Source organism: Aeromicrobium changchenzhani, from assembly GCF_057586615.1.
This window is the reverse complement of record NZ_CM172480.1, coordinates 2,996,508-3,012,318: the sequence shown is the minus strand read 5'-3', so window position 1 is coordinate 3,012,318 and position 15,811 is coordinate 2,996,508. Positions and strand designations below refer to the sequence as shown.

The window sequence follows — 15,811 nt, the reverse complement described above, 5'->3', positions numbered from 1 at the left end:
AACATTTCAGTGGTTGAGCGAGCGCCGTAGGTAGGGCGCGGTGATGCTCTGCGGATGATTGAGAAGATCAATTGGCGTTGCGGCCGCCACGATGGTGCCGCCGTTATCGCCACCTCCTGGGCCCAACTCGATGATCCAGTCGGCCGCGGCCACGATCTGCATGTCGTGCTCGACGGTGTCACCGGCGTCGGTCAGCCGGCCGAGCACTCGTACGAGGTCCCGGACGTTGACGGGGTGCAATCCGCCCGTGGGTTCGTCGAGCATAAAGACTGTCCCCTCGCGCCGGGGACGTTGTAGTTCCGTCGCCAACTTAATGCGTTGCGCTTCGCCGCCGGACAATTCGGTCGCCGGTTGGCCGAGGGTCAGATAACCGAGCCCGACATCGAGCAAGGTGGTGAGCGCGCGGTGTACGGCGGGGGTATCGGCAAAGAAGTCGGCCGCATCGAGCACTGTCATTGCAAGCACTTGGCCGACGTTGTGACCGCGGTAAGTCACCTCGAGCGTCTCGGGGTTGTAGCGCGAGCCGTGACAGGTGGGACATGGCGAATAGCTGCTCGGCAGGAATACCAGTTCGATGCTGATGAAGCCTTCGCCCGCGCAGGTGGGGCAACGCCCGGCCTCGACATTGAATGAGAACCGGCCCGCCGCCCAGCCGCGTTCTTTTGCCGCGGGAGTTGCCGCGAAGATGTGTCGTACCGCGTCGAAGAGGCCGGTGTATGTGGCTAGGTTCGATCGCGGTGACCGACCGATTGGGCGCTGATCGATTGAGATGATTCGTTGCGGATGTGCCGCAGCCGCGTTATCGGTTTCGAGGTGTTCGGTGAGTGCCGCGAGCAAGGATGATTTGCCCGAACCGGACACGCCGGTGATGACCGTCATGACGCCAAGGGGCAACGTGACGCTCAGATCATGAACGTTGTTCCGGGTGAGATGGGTGAGTTCGCGCCAGCTAATCGGTTCCCGGGTTTCGCGCTGTGATGATCCGGTATGCCCGAACATGAACGTGGCTGTCGCGGAATCGGCTACCTTCGCGAGGGCTTCAGGTGGGCCACTGTGAATGATGTGCCCGCCGAACGTGCCGGCATCTGGTCCGACGTCAACGACCCAGTCGGCATTGCGGGCAATCGTGAGGTCGTGCTCGACGACGAACAAAGAGTTGCCCGCCGTAATCAGCCCGCGCAACGCTGCATAGAGTGCCTCGGAATCGGCCGGGTGGAGTCCCGCCGACGGCTCGTCGAGCACATACAGGACACCAAACAACCCGGCTTGCAATTGTCCGGCGAGGCGTACGCGCTGCAGCTCCCCGGCGGACAGCGCGGTGCTGGAGCGGTCCATCGACAGATAGCCGAGCCCGAGACCGATGATGGCCGCAACACGGCTGCCAAAATCCTTGACGAGTGAACGGGCGGCAGTCGATGCGGCCGCACCGTGGCGATCGATGCCACGTGATTGTGCTTCGAGTCCCGACTCCAACAGGGCATGGACTTCGGACAGCGCCATTGCGTTCAGGTCAGCGATATCGACTCCGGCAAACGTCACCGCAAGTGCAGCGGACTGCAAACGCTTACCGTGGCAGGTCGGGCACGGGCCTTCAGTGAGGAATGGTTCGAGTTTCTTGCGCTGCGTCGCTGAGCCGGTCTTAGCGACGTTGCGCATGAGATATTTCTCGGCCGACTGCCACGTCCCATAATAGCTGCTGGGCTGACCCAACTTCTGGCCTTCAACCAGCATCCGTGGCGTTTCATCGGTGAACAACAGCCAGTCGCGTTCGGCTTGCGGCAGCGTCTGCCAGGGGACGTAACGGTCGATGCCGAGCAGCGTGACCATTCGACGTACGTTGATGCCCTGCCACGCTCGGGTCGCCCAGATGCCGATCGCGCCGTCTTCGATCGACAGGGTGGGATCGGGGACGAGGAGTGCCTCGGTGGTGTGGCGTGCAACGCCGCTGCCGTGGCAGGTGTGACAGGCCCCAATGGCGGTGTTGGGCGAAAAGGCGGCTGCCGGCAGATGCTCTGCGCCGGCAACATAGGTGCCTGCCCGGCTGTACAGGAGGCGAAGAACATCAGAAAGTGAGCTGAGCGTGCCGAGGGTGGAGCGCGAACTGGTACCGCCGCGCGGCTGTTGCAGAGCAACCGCTGGCGGCAAACCGTTGATCGAATCAATCTCCGGCGCACCCACCTGGGCCATCAGGCGGCGCGCGTACGGCGCGACCGATTCAAAATAGCGGCGTTGTGATTCTGCGAATACGGTGCCAAAAGCCAACGATGACTTACCCGAACCAGACACACCGGTGAACACGACGAAACAATCGCGCGGCAGGTCCACGTCCACGTCACGCAAGTTGTGCTCGCGGGCTCCGCGCACCTTAATCCAACCGGACGAGCCCGGCGGGAGCGAGGCGCCGTTCAGATCGGTTGGATGAGTCGCTGACACGTGGCAAACATATCCGGCGTGCATGGGTGGGCGCTTGGGTGGCGTCCCGTCAGAACGGTGGCCAGGGGACAGCGGGCATGTCGCCGTGCGGAACGGGGAAGCGCGGATCTTGCAATAGTTGCTCGCAGCGCTCAATCAGCGCCTCAATCTCGCCGCCGGTGAGCAGCGCGGGAAGGCTGCGGGCGAGTTCGCCGCTTAGCGCTGAGTGGACCTGACTGACGCCCCGCAGTTCATCGGCCTGGAGGTCTTCCCCCAGCCAGCCCCACAGCACGGTGCGTAACTTGTGCTCGGTGTGGAAGGTGAGTCCGTGATCAATCCCGTGGCGGTGGCCCCCGGTCATCGCAAGGACGTGGCCGCCTTTACGGTCGGCATTATTGACGATGATGTCGAACACTGCCATCTGTCGTAGTGCGACTGAGTCCTCGTGGATAAGCGACACCGGCTGGTCCTGCCCATCGATGCCATCGAAGACATGCCGCCAACCTGCAGCCGGCATGCCGCCCACCGGAACCAGAGTGACGGCACTTTGATTGGGGTCCACTTCCTGCCACAACTGCACCATGCCGGTCCCCAGCGGGCCCTCGCGCAGCCAGGTTCGGGGAACAACATTCCAGCCTAATGCCTCTGACAGCAGGTACGCCGCAACCTCGCGTTGGGCGAGATTGCCATCGGGGAAGTCCCACAGCGGTCGCTCGCCGGCCACCGGCTTGTAGACGACAGTGACGTCGTCGATATGGCCGACGAACGTCGCATTCGACGCCGGCATGACCCGGTCGGTCAATACCAGTTCGCCACCGAGGAGATCGGTCTCTGTGGTCACCGGAATCCGTCGGGCAGCGTGCATATGTGATCGGCCGATTCCATCGGGAGACCGCAGAGAGTACAGACGGGACGGCCCGATTCCACCACCTCGCGGGTGCGTTTGGCGAACGCACGGGCAGTGCCGACCGGGATTCTGACCAGCAACACTTCAGCGGGCTCGAACTCTTCGGGATCAAAGGTTTCGAGGTCGACCTCGACAAGGGGAAATGCCTCGATCACGACCTGCGCCGTCGTTGGATCCCAACCCAAACTCAGCGCACCAGCACGGAATTGCTCCTCGACCGGTTGTTCCAACGGATCGTTGTCGACGAGGCCATCGGGCGCCAACGCCGGAATGCTGAAGGGGTTGCCATCGACGGCCATGAGTTCGTCGAGGATTTCGTCGACTCGTTCAGCGAGAGCGACCGACTGTTGCTTCTCGAGTGCGACGCTGATGATCTGCGCGCCGCTGTGGGCCTGCAGGAAGAATGTGCGTGATCCCGGCTGACCCATGGTGTCGATGACGAACCGATCGGGCCAATCGAATTCGTGGACGGTGGGAGCCATACAACTATTTTAGATGCGTGCCGACGGCTTCGCATCAGGGCCCGCCCCGCCGCCTACCTGAGCGTCCTTGGCAGGGGTTGGGGCGTGCAGCCACGATAGATCGCCAGCATCGGTGTTCATGGCCACAACGTACGGTCGGGGTGCTCCATAACGCACGATTGAGGCGGATGCGGGATTGACCATGATGCGCTGAAACAGATCGAGATGCATTCCGAGTGCGTCGGCGAGAATCGACTTGATGATGTCGCCGTGCGTCACCGCAACCCAGACCGCCCCTGGCCCGTGGTCAGCCTCGAACGAAGCATCATGTCGCCGTATTGCGACAACCGCCCGGGCTTGCATCGTCGCGAGCGATTCGCCACCAGGAAACACCGCGGCGGTCGGTTGGGTTTGAACCGTCGACCAGAGTGCTTCCTTTGCCAAGTCGCCGAGCGGACGACCTTGCCAATCGCCGTAATCGCATTCGGTAATGCCTTTCTCGATCGGCGTCGCTGGCGTACCGGACTGTTGACTAAGGATGGCCTGTGCCGTCTGCCGGCAACGTTCGACCGGGCTCGAAACGACGCCGACTAGCGGCAACGTTGCGAGCCTTCCGGCTGCGTGCTTCGCCTGCTCGCGGCCGACCGCGTCGAGTTTGACGCCGGGAGTGCGGCCGGCCAGAACGCCACGTGCATTCGCGGTGGAGCGACCGTGCCGGATAAGAATGACTGTGGCCATGCCTTCGAGCCTAACCGCGCAACTAGGGTTTCTGCTCGACGGACCGACGATGAGGGTGTGCCGCCAATGTGATCGATGCCCTAATTTAGTTGGAGCCTTGGCCAATCAGTGGACACGGCACCAACAATGGGGGATAGGCCAAGGAGGGACAACGCGGTGTTGGCGATATCGATGTTCCGGACGGGCTGCGCTCCGACATAACCAAGACGTCGGGTGCCTGGGTCGATGCGATTCGCGTTGAGCTCGTAGAGGTCTGCTCCAGCGGCAACGTTTCGTCCCCAGGCAATGAAGGGGACTCGATAGTTGGCCACAAGTGTCTTGTCATCGTGTCGGGCGAGTCCACGGCTTCCACCATGGTCTGCGGTCAGCAAAAGGGTGACTCGATCACGAATAGCTGGATCGGAGTCGATGGTCGCGAGAATGGATCCCAACGAGGCGTCGACCGAACGGACTGCCGCCAAGTAATCCGGTCCAAGCCAGCCCTTGGCGTGACCCGCCAGATCTGGGGCCGCTAGGTGGAGGAAGACCAAGCCAGTGTTACCGGCGGTGAGTGTGCCCTTCACTTCGGGGACGATGACGGATGAAGCGCCGATCTTTTCCACGTCGATCTTGTCTCTGCCGTCATCAGTCCCGACCGTGTCGTGCGCGCCATGGGCTGCGTCCCAGGAACGAATCAAGTAGCGAAACTTGTCCTTCATGGCAAAGAACGCGGTGGTGAGACCCTGATCGTGCACCACATCAAAAATTCCGGGCACGTATGCACCATGCGTGCTCTTGAGCGTTTTGCCATTGTCGTTATTGAAGGTGACGCTGTGGCCGGCAGCACCAGTAATTCGTCTGCCAGTGAGCATGCCGGTGTGGTTGGGCAGCGTGATTGTGAGTTCAACTGCTGAGCGAGCATTGAAGGTCGAGGCGCCCTCCCTTACGAGGCGGTTGAAGTTTGGCGCGCCATTCTCTCGTAGGCCGACGAGCGCGTCTGGATTCAAGCCGTCTACAGAAATGACAAGAACAATCGGCTTAGCATTCTTATGGCTCTGCGTGGACCCGTCCTGGCCGGTTGGCGTCGGCGGAGCAGCTTCGTCGCCCGTCCTGATTAGCAGGAAGCTGCCGATTGCCGCGAGTATCGCGACGAGTGCCACCAGGGTGAACCTGACCGAATTTGTTCGAGCACGACGCGGCGGGACGGGGTGAGTGTCGCGACGTCGCCTCAAATTGTTCCTCATGGTTGCTGCAGCGTTAGCCGGTTGGTGCGCCGAACCCGAAATTCGGGCAGTGACTTCAGTTGGCCCAATCTACAAGGCAGTTCACCATCGCTAGGCTGGCGCCGTGGTCTATCGCGCATTTTTTAACGCAGCCTTCAAATCAATGGATGCCGAAAAGGCTCATCAGCTGGGATTCGAGGCGATTGCTCGAGGCCGGTTCGCTGCGCGTCTCCTGAGTGCTCGCACGCGGCGCCCCCGCACCGTGATGGGCATCGAATTTCCCAATGCCTTCGGTCTGGCCGCCGGTTTCGACAAGAACGCCAAAGCGGTCCCGGGCCTTCTTGCGCTGGGTTTTGGGCATGTCGAGATCGGCACCGTCACCGGTCAGGCCCAGCCGGGCAACCCGAAGCCGAGACTGTTTCGTCTGCTCGACGATAATGCCGTCATCAACCGCATGGGCTTCAACAACGACGGCGCCGATGTTGTCGCCGAACGGCTCAAACAACTGCGTGCGACGAAGGCCGGCCGCGCTGCCGTCATCGGCGTGAATATCGGCAAGACCAAGATCATCCCGGCCGAGCACGCCATCGGTGACTACGTTTACAGCGCCACCCGGCTTGCCCCATATGCGAGTTATCTTGTGGTCAATGTTTCTTCGCCGAACACGCCGGGGCTCCGCTCATTGCAGGCGATCAGCGAACTCCGACCGCTACTGACCGCCGTCCGCGAAGCCGCCGACGCAGTGACGACCAGCCGAGTTCCACTTGTCGTCAAGATCGCTCCCGACCTGGCCGACGAGGACGTCGATGACATCGCCGATCTGGCCGTCGAACTTGGTCTCGACGGGATCATTGCCGCCAACACGACGATCGAGCGGCCCGAACGGCTGCGGACCAGCCGCACGACGATTGATGCAGCGGGCGCAGGCGGACTCTCCGGACCGATCCTCGCGGACCGTTCGTACGCAATTCTCCTACGCCTGCGCGCACGGGTCGGTGACCAACTCGCGATCATCTCCGTTGGCGGAGTGACAACCGCGGAGGATGCGAAACAGCGGCTGGATGCCGGCGCGGATCTCGTTCAGGGCTACACAGCATTCATCTATGCAGGTCCGCTTTGGCCCGGCCGGATCAACCGTGCCCTCGCCAAAGGTTGACCGGGCACAGTTAGGCATGACCCCGATTTTCTTTTTGCTGGCTTGACCATGTATCTTTGGCTGTCGGCTTGCCCCTTTAGCTCAGTCGGTAGAGCGTTTCCATGGTAAGGAAGAGGTCTACGGTTCGATTCCGTAAAGGGGCTCTGGGTTTCCTGGCAACAGGCGACCTTGTGGCTGGGTAGCTCAGGTGGTTAGAGCACACGACTCATAATCGTGGGGTCGCGGGTTCGACTCCCGCCCCAGCTACGCCGATCGCACGACGTACCACCCCGCATCATCGATCAAGAAGAGGCACCCTCGTGGCCAGCAAGAGCTCAGACGTTCGCCCCAAGATCACCTTGGCCTGCACCGAGTGCAAGGAACGCAACTACATCACCAAAAAGAACCGTCGGAACAATCCCGATCGGCTCGACATGAAAAAGTACTGCCCGCGTTGCAAGACGCATCAGGCACATCGCGAAACCCGCTAGTACCCCTCGGTTTCACGAAACGGCCCCACCCGCTGCCGGTCGGGGGCCGTTTCGTCATTTCTTTGGACGTAGCTGTTGACGTGGTGGGAGACGATCCGATGAGTTCGGCTAACGTCACGCGTATGAATCTTGCGGAGCTCACAACGCTTCGGCTGGGCGGACCGGCTGGCACGCTGACTGAGGTGCATTCCGAGCAGCAACTGATCGATGCTGTGAGTGCCGCCGATGCGGCCGGTGATCGACTCCTGCTTATTGCCGGTGGCAGCAATCTGGTGATCGCGGATGAGGGTTTCGCCGGTACCGTGATCCTGATTCGATCCGATGGCATCGCGTTCGAGTCCGATGCGTGCAGCGGCGCAATGGTGACGGTTCAGGCCGGTGCGGTCTGGGACGACTTCGTCGCCTACGCGATCGATCAAGGTTGGGTTGGGATCGAAGCGCTTTCGGGCGTTCCCGGCTCGGTGGGGGCAACACCCATACAGAATGTCGGTGCCTACGGACAGGACGTATCCCAGACGGTTGCGAGTGTCCGGACCTGGGATCGGGTTAATGGGTGCATCCGTACATTCGCTGCTGCCGACTGCGGGTTCGGCTACCGCAACAGCCGCTTCAAGACTGATCCCGAGCGCTACGTCGTGTTATCGGTGACGTTCCAGCTGGCGTTGGGTGACCTTGGTGCGCCGATCGCGTATGCCGATCTGGCAAGGGTCTTGGCCGTTGAGGTCGGACAGCGGGCGTCGACGGCGGCGATACGGGAAGCCGTTCTTGGACTTCGTCGGGGCAAAGGCATGGTGCTCGACGCAGCCGATTACGACACGTGGAGCGCCGGTTCATTCTTTACCAATCCGCTGCTCAACGCGGACCAGGCAGCAGGGCTCCCGGCCAATGCGCCACGTTATGCGCAAGCCGATGGGACGATTAAGACGAGTGCTGCCTGGCTGATCGAACACGCTGGCTTCAGCAAGGGCTATGGAACTGGGGCGGCACGGCTGTCGAGCAAACACACGCTCGCGCTGACCAATCGGGGTACGGCGACAACGCTCGAACTACTGGCGCTGGCGGGCGAGATTCGTACCGGTGTCGCAGCGGCTTTCGGAATTCTCCTCGTCAATGAGCCGGTCCTCGTTGGTTGTGAGTTCCCGGGCTGAACCAGAGATCAGTACGTCGAAGTGCTGTCGGCGATCACGGTCAGTGCGATTATTGCGGCGAGGGCGATCAGGCCGAGGATCAGCAGTACCGATCCGATGATGCCCATGATCATGCCGGCATTTGATTCGCTCAGACCGGTCCAGCGCTGTGGCTCGGCTTCGATCTCGCGCTTGGATTTGACGCCGAAATACCACGCGACCGGACTTAGGACGATCGGTAGGAGGCAGGTGAAGCCACCCGCGATCGACAAGATGCCCAAAATCATCGCGGTTTGTGACTGCGGGTGTTTGGGCAGCGCCGGAACTCCGTAGCCACCGGCCGGGAATCCTTGCTGGCTCATACGTTGCCTTCCTCGATGTCATCGGGATCCGAAGTCTGCCAGTTGTCAATCCCGGCCAAGGCAGTGGCCTTGAGTGCGTCCGGCGCATTCGAAGCCCGTATTGATCCGCGTGCGAGGTCGGCGAGCTCAAGGTCAGAGAAGTCCTGAGCGACACGGAGTACGGCATACTGCCCGCCGAGCTTTGAGCCGAACAGCAGCGGATCGTCTGAGCCCAGACTGACCTGGATGCCGGCCGCGGTCAGTGTTCGAACCGGTACCTCTTCAAGCGTGTCGTAAACGCCAAGTGAGACATTCGAGGTTGGGCATACTTCGAGCGTTATGCCAGCGGCCGCGATCCGATCGAGCAGCCGAGGGTCTTCGGCAGAACGGACGCCATGACCGAGGCGGGTGGGGTTCAGATGGTCCAAGCATTGGGTCACATGTTCGGGACCGCGCAGCTCACCGCCGTGGGGCATTGCTGCGAGTCCGGCCTGCTCGGCGATCGCGAAGGCATGGGCAAAGGTTGCCGTGTCGCCACGGCGCTCGTCGTTTGAGAGCCCGAAGCCGCAGACGCCCCGCCCCGCATACTGGGCAGCAAGCCGGGCGAGGATCCGCGCATCCAGCGGGTGTCTGGTCCGGTTGGCCGCGATTACGACCGACATTCCGATTCCGGCCGTTCGTTCGGCATCGCGCACGGCGTCGAGCACAAGATCGGTGAATGCGGTGATCCCGCCGAATCGTGCCGCATAGCCGGAGGGGTCGACTTGAATCTCGGTCCATACCGAGCCATCGGCAGCATCGTCGATTGCCGCCTCGGTGACCAGCCGGCGTACATCGCTCTCGGTGCGAAGAACTGAGCGGGCAACGTCATACAGGCGCTGAAACCGAAACCAGCCTTTTTCATCGGTCGCAACCAAGTGGGGAGGCCATTCGTCGACAAGCGATGCTGGCAGGTGGATACCATCGCGTTCGGCCAGCTCAAGCAACGTCGTATGTCGCATGGAGCCGGTGAAGTGCAGGTGTAGATGTGCTTTCGGAAGCGCGTCGATCGGCCGCATGCGTCCATCCTCACATCTGCAGCATGGCGGTGGTGAGCCAGCCACCGTGCTCTACGGTGCCACGGTGGCTGGTGCACCACCCGTGGCTTCGCCGGCGGCACGAACTGCGGCGGCGACTCGTTTGTGCACATCGGGATGGAACACACTCGGGATGATGTAGTTGGCGTTGAGCTCTTCGCTCGTCACGGCCGAGGCGATTGCCTCAGCGGCGGCCAACAACAGATCTTCGGAGACTGTTCGGCTTTGGGAATCGAGCAGCCCGCGGAACACGCCGGGGAAAGCGAGGACGTTGTTGATCTGGTTGGGGTAGTCCGAGCGCCCGGTCGCGACGACGGCGGCATGTTGGCGCGCGATGGCCGGCTCGATCTCCGGCTCAGGATTTGCGAGCGCGAACACGATCGCGTCATTGGCCATCGTCTCGATGCCCGCTGCGGTGAGAATATTCGGTGCGCTGACGCCGATGAATACGTCCGCGCCGGGAAGGACCTCCTGCAGCGTGCCACAGCGTCCTGCGAAATTCGTATTGTCGGCGATCCACCTAAGCGAGCCGTCCATCCCTTGGCGCGTGGTGCTAATGGCGCCACCGATGTCGCAGACGGTCACATCGTGAAGTCCCCCGTGCAGGAGGAGCTTGAGCACCGCACTACCCGCGGCGCCAGCACCGGACATCACGACACGGACATCGCCGAGTTCCTTGCCGACGACGTGCAACGCATTCGTCAATGCCGCAAAGACAACGATCGCAGTTCCATGCTGATCATCATGGAAAACCGGGATGTCAAGCCGTTCACGTAGTCGGGCTTCGACCTCGAAGCAACGTGGCGCGGAGATGTCCTCGAGATTAATACCGGCAAAGCCGGGGGAGACCGCCGCGATCGTCTCGACGATTTGGTCGACGTCTTGGGTGTCGAGGCACAGCGGCCACGCATCAATCCCCGCGAAGGTCTTAAACAGTGCGGCCTTGCCCTCCATGACTGGCAATGCGGCATGCGGTCCGATATTGCCCAGCCCGAGCACGGCCGAACCATCGGTGATGACAGCAACCGAGTTGCGTTTGATGGTGAGTCGCCGAGCATCTTCTTTGTCGGCGGCGATCGCGGTGCAGATTCGCGCAACGCCAGGGGTATAAATTATCGAAAGGTCATCACGGTTGCGCAGCGGATGCTTGGATCGCATCTCGATGACGCCGCCGAGATGCATCAAAAAGGTGCGGTCAGAGACTTTGCTGACCGCAACATCGCTGATCCTGCCGAGTGCCTCGACGATCTGCTCGGCGTGGCTGGAATCGCGCGCGGCGCAGGTGAGGTCAATGCGCAACGAGTCGGTGCCCGAACCGGTGACATCAAGCGCCGTGACGATTCCGCCACTTTGTTCGACCGCTGTCGTTAGCTGACTGACCGCAGATCCTCCCGCCGGTACTTCGAGACGAACCGTGATGGAGTTGGAGACGCTCGGTGTAGTGGGCATAGATTCATACTAGGCATGGATTCATTTCCTATTGAATTCATATTCTGCGTGAAGGCTTCCCCGTGCCCCGGTACGTTTGTCCCTCGGTTCGACGCGGGTACTGTCGATCACGTAGACTTGCCGGACCGGTGAATTTTCACTCTAATTCGCTATGCCCGCACGCGGGGCAAGTGTGCAGAATGGTGATTCACCATAGGGTAGTAGCTCAACTGGTAGAGCATCGGTCTCCAAAACCGAAGGTTGGGGGTTCAAGTCCCTCCTGCCCTGCGCAATGCAGAGAAGTAGTCAACGTCGAACGAAACGAAGGAGAACCGTGAGCGATCATCACGAGTTGTCGACTCGATCGAGTCGAACGTCACCGATCACCTTCTATCAGCAAGCGGTTGCCGAACTCCGCAAAGTCGTATGGCCGACCCGCCCGCAGGTCGTCAGCTACTTCTTCATCGTGCTGGTCTTCGTGCTGTTCATCATGGCGCTGGTGGCTGGTCTTGACCTTGCGTTCACCAAGTTCATGTTCAAAATTTTCTCGGTAAAACAGTAGAAACAGAAGGATCAACGTGACTCAGCCCTTTGACGACGCCGCGACTACCGACGTAGCCGTCGACATCGACATCGACGCGCCGGTCGAGGTGTCGACTGACGACGTCAGCGATGAATCGGCCGCACCGATCGACGCCGCGACGGAGGCCCCCGAGGCAGCCGCCGAGGCCGAGACGGATGCAGAAGTCGAGACAGGCGCAGCGGTCGAGGTTGGCGACGAGGTTGAAGAAGTCGAGGAGCCGCCGAGCGATGCGCTTGCCGAGTTCCGCGAGCGGCTCTACAGCCAGTTCGGTGACTGGTACGTCGTTCATACCTATTCAGGCATGGAAAACCGCGTCAAGACCAACCTCGAAAACCGTATGATTTCGCTCAACGTCGAAGAGCTAATCTTCGAGATCGTCGTGCCAACCGAAGAGGTTGCCGAGATCAAGAATGGTCAGCGCAAGCTGGTCAAGCGCACGGTTCTTCCCGGTTATGTCCTGGTTCGGATGGATCTGACCGATGAATCGTGGAGCGTCGTGCGCCACACCCCATCGGTCACCGGATTCGTGGGCAACTCGCACAAACCGGTTCCTCTCAGTCTTGCCGAGGTCGAGAAAATGCTCGCCCCGGCAGTGGAAGCCGAAGCCGCAGCCGCGGCCGACGCTCCCGAGCAGAAGGCAAAGGCTCCCAAGGTCGAATTCGTCGACTTTGGCATCGGCGATTCCGTCATGGTTGTCGATGGTCCATTCGCCACGCTGCACGCCACCATTACCGAGATCAACATCGACGCTGCCAGGGTCAAGGCCCTGGTGGAGATCTTCGGTCGTGAAACTCCGGTCGAACTCAGCTTCGTTCAGATCCAGAAGGTCTGAACCGGCGCTCTGCCGGAACTCATCAGTAAATCCAGTTAGCAAGGACCCAACGAAATGCCTCCCAAGAAGAAAGTTGCTGCACTCGTCAAGGTGCAGTTGCAGGCCGGTATGGCCAACCCGGCGCCCCCAGTTGGTACGGCCCTCGGCCCCCACGGCGTCAACATCATGGAGTTCTGCAAGGCCTACAACGCTGCCACGGAGTCTCTCCGCGGCAACGTCATCCCTGTGGAAATCACGATCTACGAAGACCGCACCTTCACCTTCGTCACGAAGACGCCTCCGGCGGCTGAACTGATCAAGAAGGCTGCCGGTCTCAAAAAGGGATCGGGCACTCCGCACACGGACAAGGTCGGCAAGCTCACTAAAGATCAGATCCGCGAGATCGCCACGACCAAACTCCCCGACCTCAATGCGACCGATATCGATGCCGCGATGAAAATCGTCGAGGGCACCGCTCGTTCAATGGGCGTCACCACCAAATAATCGCCTCAAGTAGTGGCAGGGCGCGCACTGAGCCCGATTGACCACAACTGGTAACAGAAAGAAAACCAGCCATGACACAGCGCAGCAAGAACTACCAAGCAGTAGCCGACAAGATCGACAAAGACCATCTCTACACTCCGCTGCAGGCCGTTGGGCTTGCCAGAGAGTCGGGCAGCAGCAAATTCGATTCGACGATTGACGTTGCGATGCGTCTGGGAGTCGATCCGCGTAAGGCAGACCAGATGGTGCGCGGCACCGTCAACCTGCCGCACGGCACAGGCAAGACCGCACGGGTCCTGGTCTTCGCCACCGGTGCCAACGCAGATGCTGCTCGCGAGGCCGGCGCCGACTTCGTCGGTGCTGACGACCTTGTCGAGAAGGTCAACGGCGGCTGGCTCGACTTTGATGCCGTCGTCGCCACTCCGGACATGATGGGCAAGGTTGGCCGACTCGGTCGCGTGCTCGGTCCGCGCAACCTGATGCCAAACCCGAAGACCGGCACTGTGACGCCCAACGTTGCAAAGGCAGTCGGCGACATCAAGGGCGGCAAGATCTCCTTCCGCGTCGATCGCCACGCCAACTTGCAGTTCATCATCGGCAAAGCGTCGTTCTCGACTCAACAGTTGGCCGAGAACTATGCGGCTGCACTCGAAGAAGTGTTACGACTCAAGCCCTCGAGTTCGAAGGGCCGTTACGTCAAGAAGGTGACTGTGTCCGCATCGATGGGTCCCGGTATCCAGATTGATTCCAACCGCGTTCGTTCGATCGCTGTCGACGACGAAGTCTGAGTCATTTACCGACTGCCGATGGCTGCGGGATCCACCGCGGCCATCGGCATTTTCGCTCGAAAGGAACACCATATGACGTTCAAGAAAATCGCCATCGGGATCGCCGCAGCGGGCCTGCTACTCGCGGGCTGCGGCGGTGCCACCGGTGCTGGCGGCACCCCGGGTAAAGATGCCGGAACGACTATCACCAAGGCAAACTTCGCCTCGGTCGTTGCCAAGGCACAACAGAACGCCAGCACCGGACATATGAAGATGAAGACAGCGGCCGGCGGCCAGGCGCTGGACGCTGCGGCCGACTTCGCAACTGGCGCGGATCTTAAATCGACCAAGATGGCGATGACGATGAGCGTCGCGGGTCAGAAGCTTGACATGCGCATGCTCGACAACGTCATTTACATGAACATGGGCGCGCTGACGCAGAACAAGTTCGTCGCGATCGATCTGTCCGACAAGAGCAATCCGCTGGTCAAACAGTTCGGCTCGGTCGTCGATCAGGCTGATCCGTCCAAATCGCTCGATGTCTATCAGGATTCGTTGAAGAGTTTCAAGAAGGGCGGCGCGACGAAGAAGATCGACGGAGTGGATACGCAACCGTATGATCTCGTGCTTGACATGAAGAAGTACTTTGCCTCGACCGGCGCGGATGGCGCGGCGACCGGCGCCGCATCGGCTGGCGATGTGAAGGTCGAGATGTTCATCGGGAAAGACAATTTGATCCGCCGCACCCAGACGAGTTTCAAAGGCACGGACGTGACCGTCGACTTCTCCAAGTGGGGCGAGGACGTCAAGGTCGACAAGCCCAGCAAGGGTCAGATCGGTGATTCCAAAAAATTGGAGTCGATGTTGTCCGGCGCGGGTTCGGCCGGCTGACCCAGCCGTCGCATACGCAGCAGTTATGAAGTGCCCCCGATTTGTTTGGATCGGGGGCACTGTCGTAGACTGAGGGCTGCCGAAGACCGCTGGTTGGAAATCCGTAAAGATTTTCCGAAGTGCCCCGAAGGGGCGGCCCGCGCAGGAACACGATCGTCGACATGCATTACGTATGTTTCACGCCCCGTGACCTTGCGCCGGGGCGTTTTCTTTTGGGCGCCAGCACTTCGAACGACTCATGTGTTGGAAGGAGACCCATGGCTAACCCGGAAAAGGCAGCAGCTGTTGCCGAGCTTGCGGAGAGTTTCCGCAACTCCAATGGCGCTGTGCTCACCGAGTACCGCGGGCTCACCGTGAAGCAGTTGCAGGAATTGCGCCGCACACTCGGTGGGAGCGCCAGCTATGCCGTCGCGAAGAACACGCTTACCAAGATTGCTGCCAAGGAGGCTGGAGTCGAGCTCGATGACTCCCTGCTGACTGGCCCCACCGCCATCGCCTTCATTACCGGCGATGTTGTGGAAGCAGCCAAGGGATTGCGCGACTTTGCGAAGGTAAATACCCCGCTCATCATCAAAGGCGGCTTCCTCGATGGGAAGCAGCTCGATGCTGACGATATTAAGAAGTTGGCGGACCTCGAGTCGCGCGAGGTTCTCCTCGCAAAGCTCGCGGGCGGCATGAAGGCCAGCCTTCAGAATGCCGTATCCCTGTTCAACGCCCCGCTCTCGCAGGCCGCTCGCACGTTCGCGGCACTGCAGGCGAAGGCCGAGGCAGACCCGTCCGTACTCGCTGCCGGTGCACCCGCACCGGCCGCAGCCGAAGCGGCAGCACCCGCTGCCGACGAAGCACCCGCAACCACTGAGGCCCCGGCCGAGGCAGTTACTGCCGACGCCGCGGTTGAGGCTACCGAGGGCTAAAGCCCGATTCGATCGGGACCCCC

The 15,811-nt window shown here is 61.0% G+C and carries 17 protein-coding genes and 3 tRNA genes; 12 read left to right on the top strand and 8 right to left on the bottom strand.

All coding sequences use genetic code 11. The features are described from left to right. Positions 1–6: 6 nt before the first annotated feature. The 5 genes from AC2YB9_RS15235 to AC2YB9_RS15215 form a co-directional block, all read right to left on the bottom strand. Positions 7–2,433 (bottom strand): ATP-binding cassette domain-containing protein, encoded by a 2,427-nt coding sequence (locus AC2YB9_RS15235; RefSeq protein ID WP_487266205.1) that lies wholly within the window; start codon positions 2,431–2,433, stop codon positions 7–9. 49 nt (positions 2,434–2,482) lie between these two features. Then, positions 2,483–3,253 (bottom strand): SCO1664 family protein, encoded by a 771-nt coding sequence (locus AC2YB9_RS15230; protein ID WP_487266204.1) that lies wholly within the window; start codon positions 3,251–3,253, stop codon positions 2,483–2,485. Continuing rightward, entirely contained in the window at positions 3,250–3,801 is a 552-nt protein-coding gene (locus AC2YB9_RS15225; protein WP_487266203.1) for a DUF3090 domain-containing protein, read from the bottom strand. The genes AC2YB9_RS15230 and AC2YB9_RS15225 overlap by 4 nt, the downstream gene beginning before the upstream one ends. Before the next feature lie 9 nt (positions 3,802–3,810). Next, positions 3,811–4,518 (bottom strand): histidine phosphatase family protein, encoded by a 708-nt coding sequence (locus AC2YB9_RS15220; RefSeq protein WP_487266202.1) that lies wholly within the window; start codon positions 4,516–4,518, stop codon positions 3,811–3,813. An 80-nt stretch (positions 4,519–4,598) separates the two neighbouring features. Next, positions 4,599–5,657: an alkaline phosphatase family protein gene (locus AC2YB9_RS15215; RefSeq protein WP_487266201.1), complete on the bottom strand. Its 1,059-nt coding sequence runs from the start codon at positions 5,655–5,657 to the stop codon at positions 4,599–4,601. A gap of 187 nt (positions 5,658–5,844) precedes the next feature. On the opposite strand from AC2YB9_RS15215, the gene AC2YB9_RS15210 reads away from it, so the two are divergent. From AC2YB9_RS15210 to AC2YB9_RS15190, 5 genes are all read left to right on the top strand, one after another. Beyond that, positions 5,845–6,876 carry a quinone-dependent dihydroorotate dehydrogenase gene (locus AC2YB9_RS15210; RefSeq protein ID WP_487266200.1) on the top strand — a complete coding sequence of 344 codons (1,032 nt, stop codon included), beginning with the start codon at positions 5,845–5,847 and terminating at the stop codon, positions 6,874–6,876. A 70-nt stretch (positions 6,877–6,946) separates the two neighbouring features. Then, positions 6,947–7,019, top strand: a tRNA-Thr gene (locus AC2YB9_RS15205). 29 nt (positions 7,020–7,048) lie between these two features. Continuing rightward, positions 7,049–7,122: transfer RNA gene (locus AC2YB9_RS15200), tRNA-Met, on the top strand. Positions 7,123–7,175: 53 nt separating this feature from the next. Then, on the top strand, positions 7,176–7,346 hold the full coding sequence (gene rpmG, locus AC2YB9_RS15195; protein WP_487266199.1) for a 50S ribosomal protein L33: 171 nt from the start codon (positions 7,176–7,178) through the stop codon (positions 7,344–7,346). A 98-nt stretch (positions 7,347–7,444) separates the two neighbouring features. Continuing rightward, positions 7,445–8,494, top strand: a complete 1,050-nt coding sequence (locus tag AC2YB9_RS15190) for a UDP-N-acetylmuramate dehydrogenase (RefSeq protein WP_487266198.1) — start codon at positions 7,445–7,447, stop codon at positions 8,492–8,494. A gap of 8 nt (positions 8,495–8,502) precedes the next feature. On the opposite strand, the gene AC2YB9_RS15185 is transcribed toward AC2YB9_RS15190, so the two are convergent. The 3 genes from AC2YB9_RS15185 to AC2YB9_RS15175 are packed head-to-tail and all read right to left on the bottom strand — an operon-like array spanning position 8,503 to position 11,339. Next, positions 8,503–8,835 carry a hypothetical protein gene (locus AC2YB9_RS15185; protein WP_487266197.1) on the bottom strand — a complete coding sequence of 111 codons (333 nt, stop codon included), beginning with the start codon at positions 8,833–8,835 and terminating at the stop codon, positions 8,503–8,505. Beyond that, the gene (locus tag AC2YB9_RS15180) at positions 8,832–9,872 is read right to left on the bottom strand and encodes an adenosine deaminase (protein WP_487266196.1); all 1,041 of its coding nucleotides are present in this window, start codon (positions 9,870–9,872) and stop codon (positions 8,832–8,834) included. The genes AC2YB9_RS15185 and AC2YB9_RS15180 overlap by 4 nt, the downstream gene beginning before the upstream one ends. Positions 9,873–9,923: 51 nt before the next feature. Next, positions 9,924–11,339 (bottom strand): NAD-dependent malic enzyme, encoded by a 1,416-nt coding sequence (locus AC2YB9_RS15175; protein ID WP_487266195.1) that lies wholly within the window; start codon positions 11,337–11,339, stop codon positions 9,924–9,926. 194 nt (positions 11,340–11,533) lie between these two features. On the opposite strand from AC2YB9_RS15175, the gene AC2YB9_RS15170 reads away from it, so the two are divergent. From AC2YB9_RS15170 to rplJ, 7 genes are all read left to right on the top strand, one after another. Further along, positions 11,534–11,606, top strand: a tRNA-Trp gene (locus AC2YB9_RS15170). Between the two features lie 46 nt (positions 11,607–11,652). Then, complete coding sequence (gene secE, locus AC2YB9_RS15165) at positions 11,653–11,880, top strand: preprotein translocase subunit SecE (protein ID WP_487266194.1); 228 nt, start codon at positions 11,653–11,655, stop codon at positions 11,878–11,880. Positions 11,881–11,896: 16 nt separating this feature from the next. After that, entirely contained in the window at positions 11,897–12,733 is an 837-nt protein-coding gene (nusG, locus tag AC2YB9_RS15160; RefSeq protein ID WP_487266193.1) for a transcription termination/antitermination protein NusG, read from the top strand. A gap of 54 nt (positions 12,734–12,787) precedes the next feature. Continuing rightward, on the top strand, positions 12,788–13,216 hold the full coding sequence (rplK, locus tag AC2YB9_RS15155; protein ID WP_487266192.1) for a 50S ribosomal protein L11: 429 nt from the start codon (positions 12,788–12,790) through the stop codon (positions 13,214–13,216). A 71-nt stretch (positions 13,217–13,287) separates the two neighbouring features. After that, positions 13,288–14,004, top strand: a complete 717-nt coding sequence (gene rplA / locus AC2YB9_RS15150) for a 50S ribosomal protein L1 (protein WP_487266191.1) — start codon at positions 13,288–13,290, stop codon at positions 14,002–14,004. 72 nt (positions 14,005–14,076) lie between these two features. Then, on the top strand, positions 14,077–14,874 hold the full coding sequence (locus AC2YB9_RS15145; RefSeq protein WP_487266190.1) for an SCO4651 family lipoprotein: 798 nt from the start codon (positions 14,077–14,079) through the stop codon (positions 14,872–14,874). A 257-nt stretch (positions 14,875–15,131) separates the two neighbouring features. Then, positions 15,132–15,788 (top strand): 50S ribosomal protein L10, encoded by a 657-nt coding sequence (gene rplJ / locus AC2YB9_RS15140; RefSeq protein WP_487266189.1) that lies wholly within the window; start codon positions 15,132–15,134, stop codon positions 15,786–15,788. The last annotated feature ends 23 nt before the right edge of the window (positions 15,789–15,811 follow it).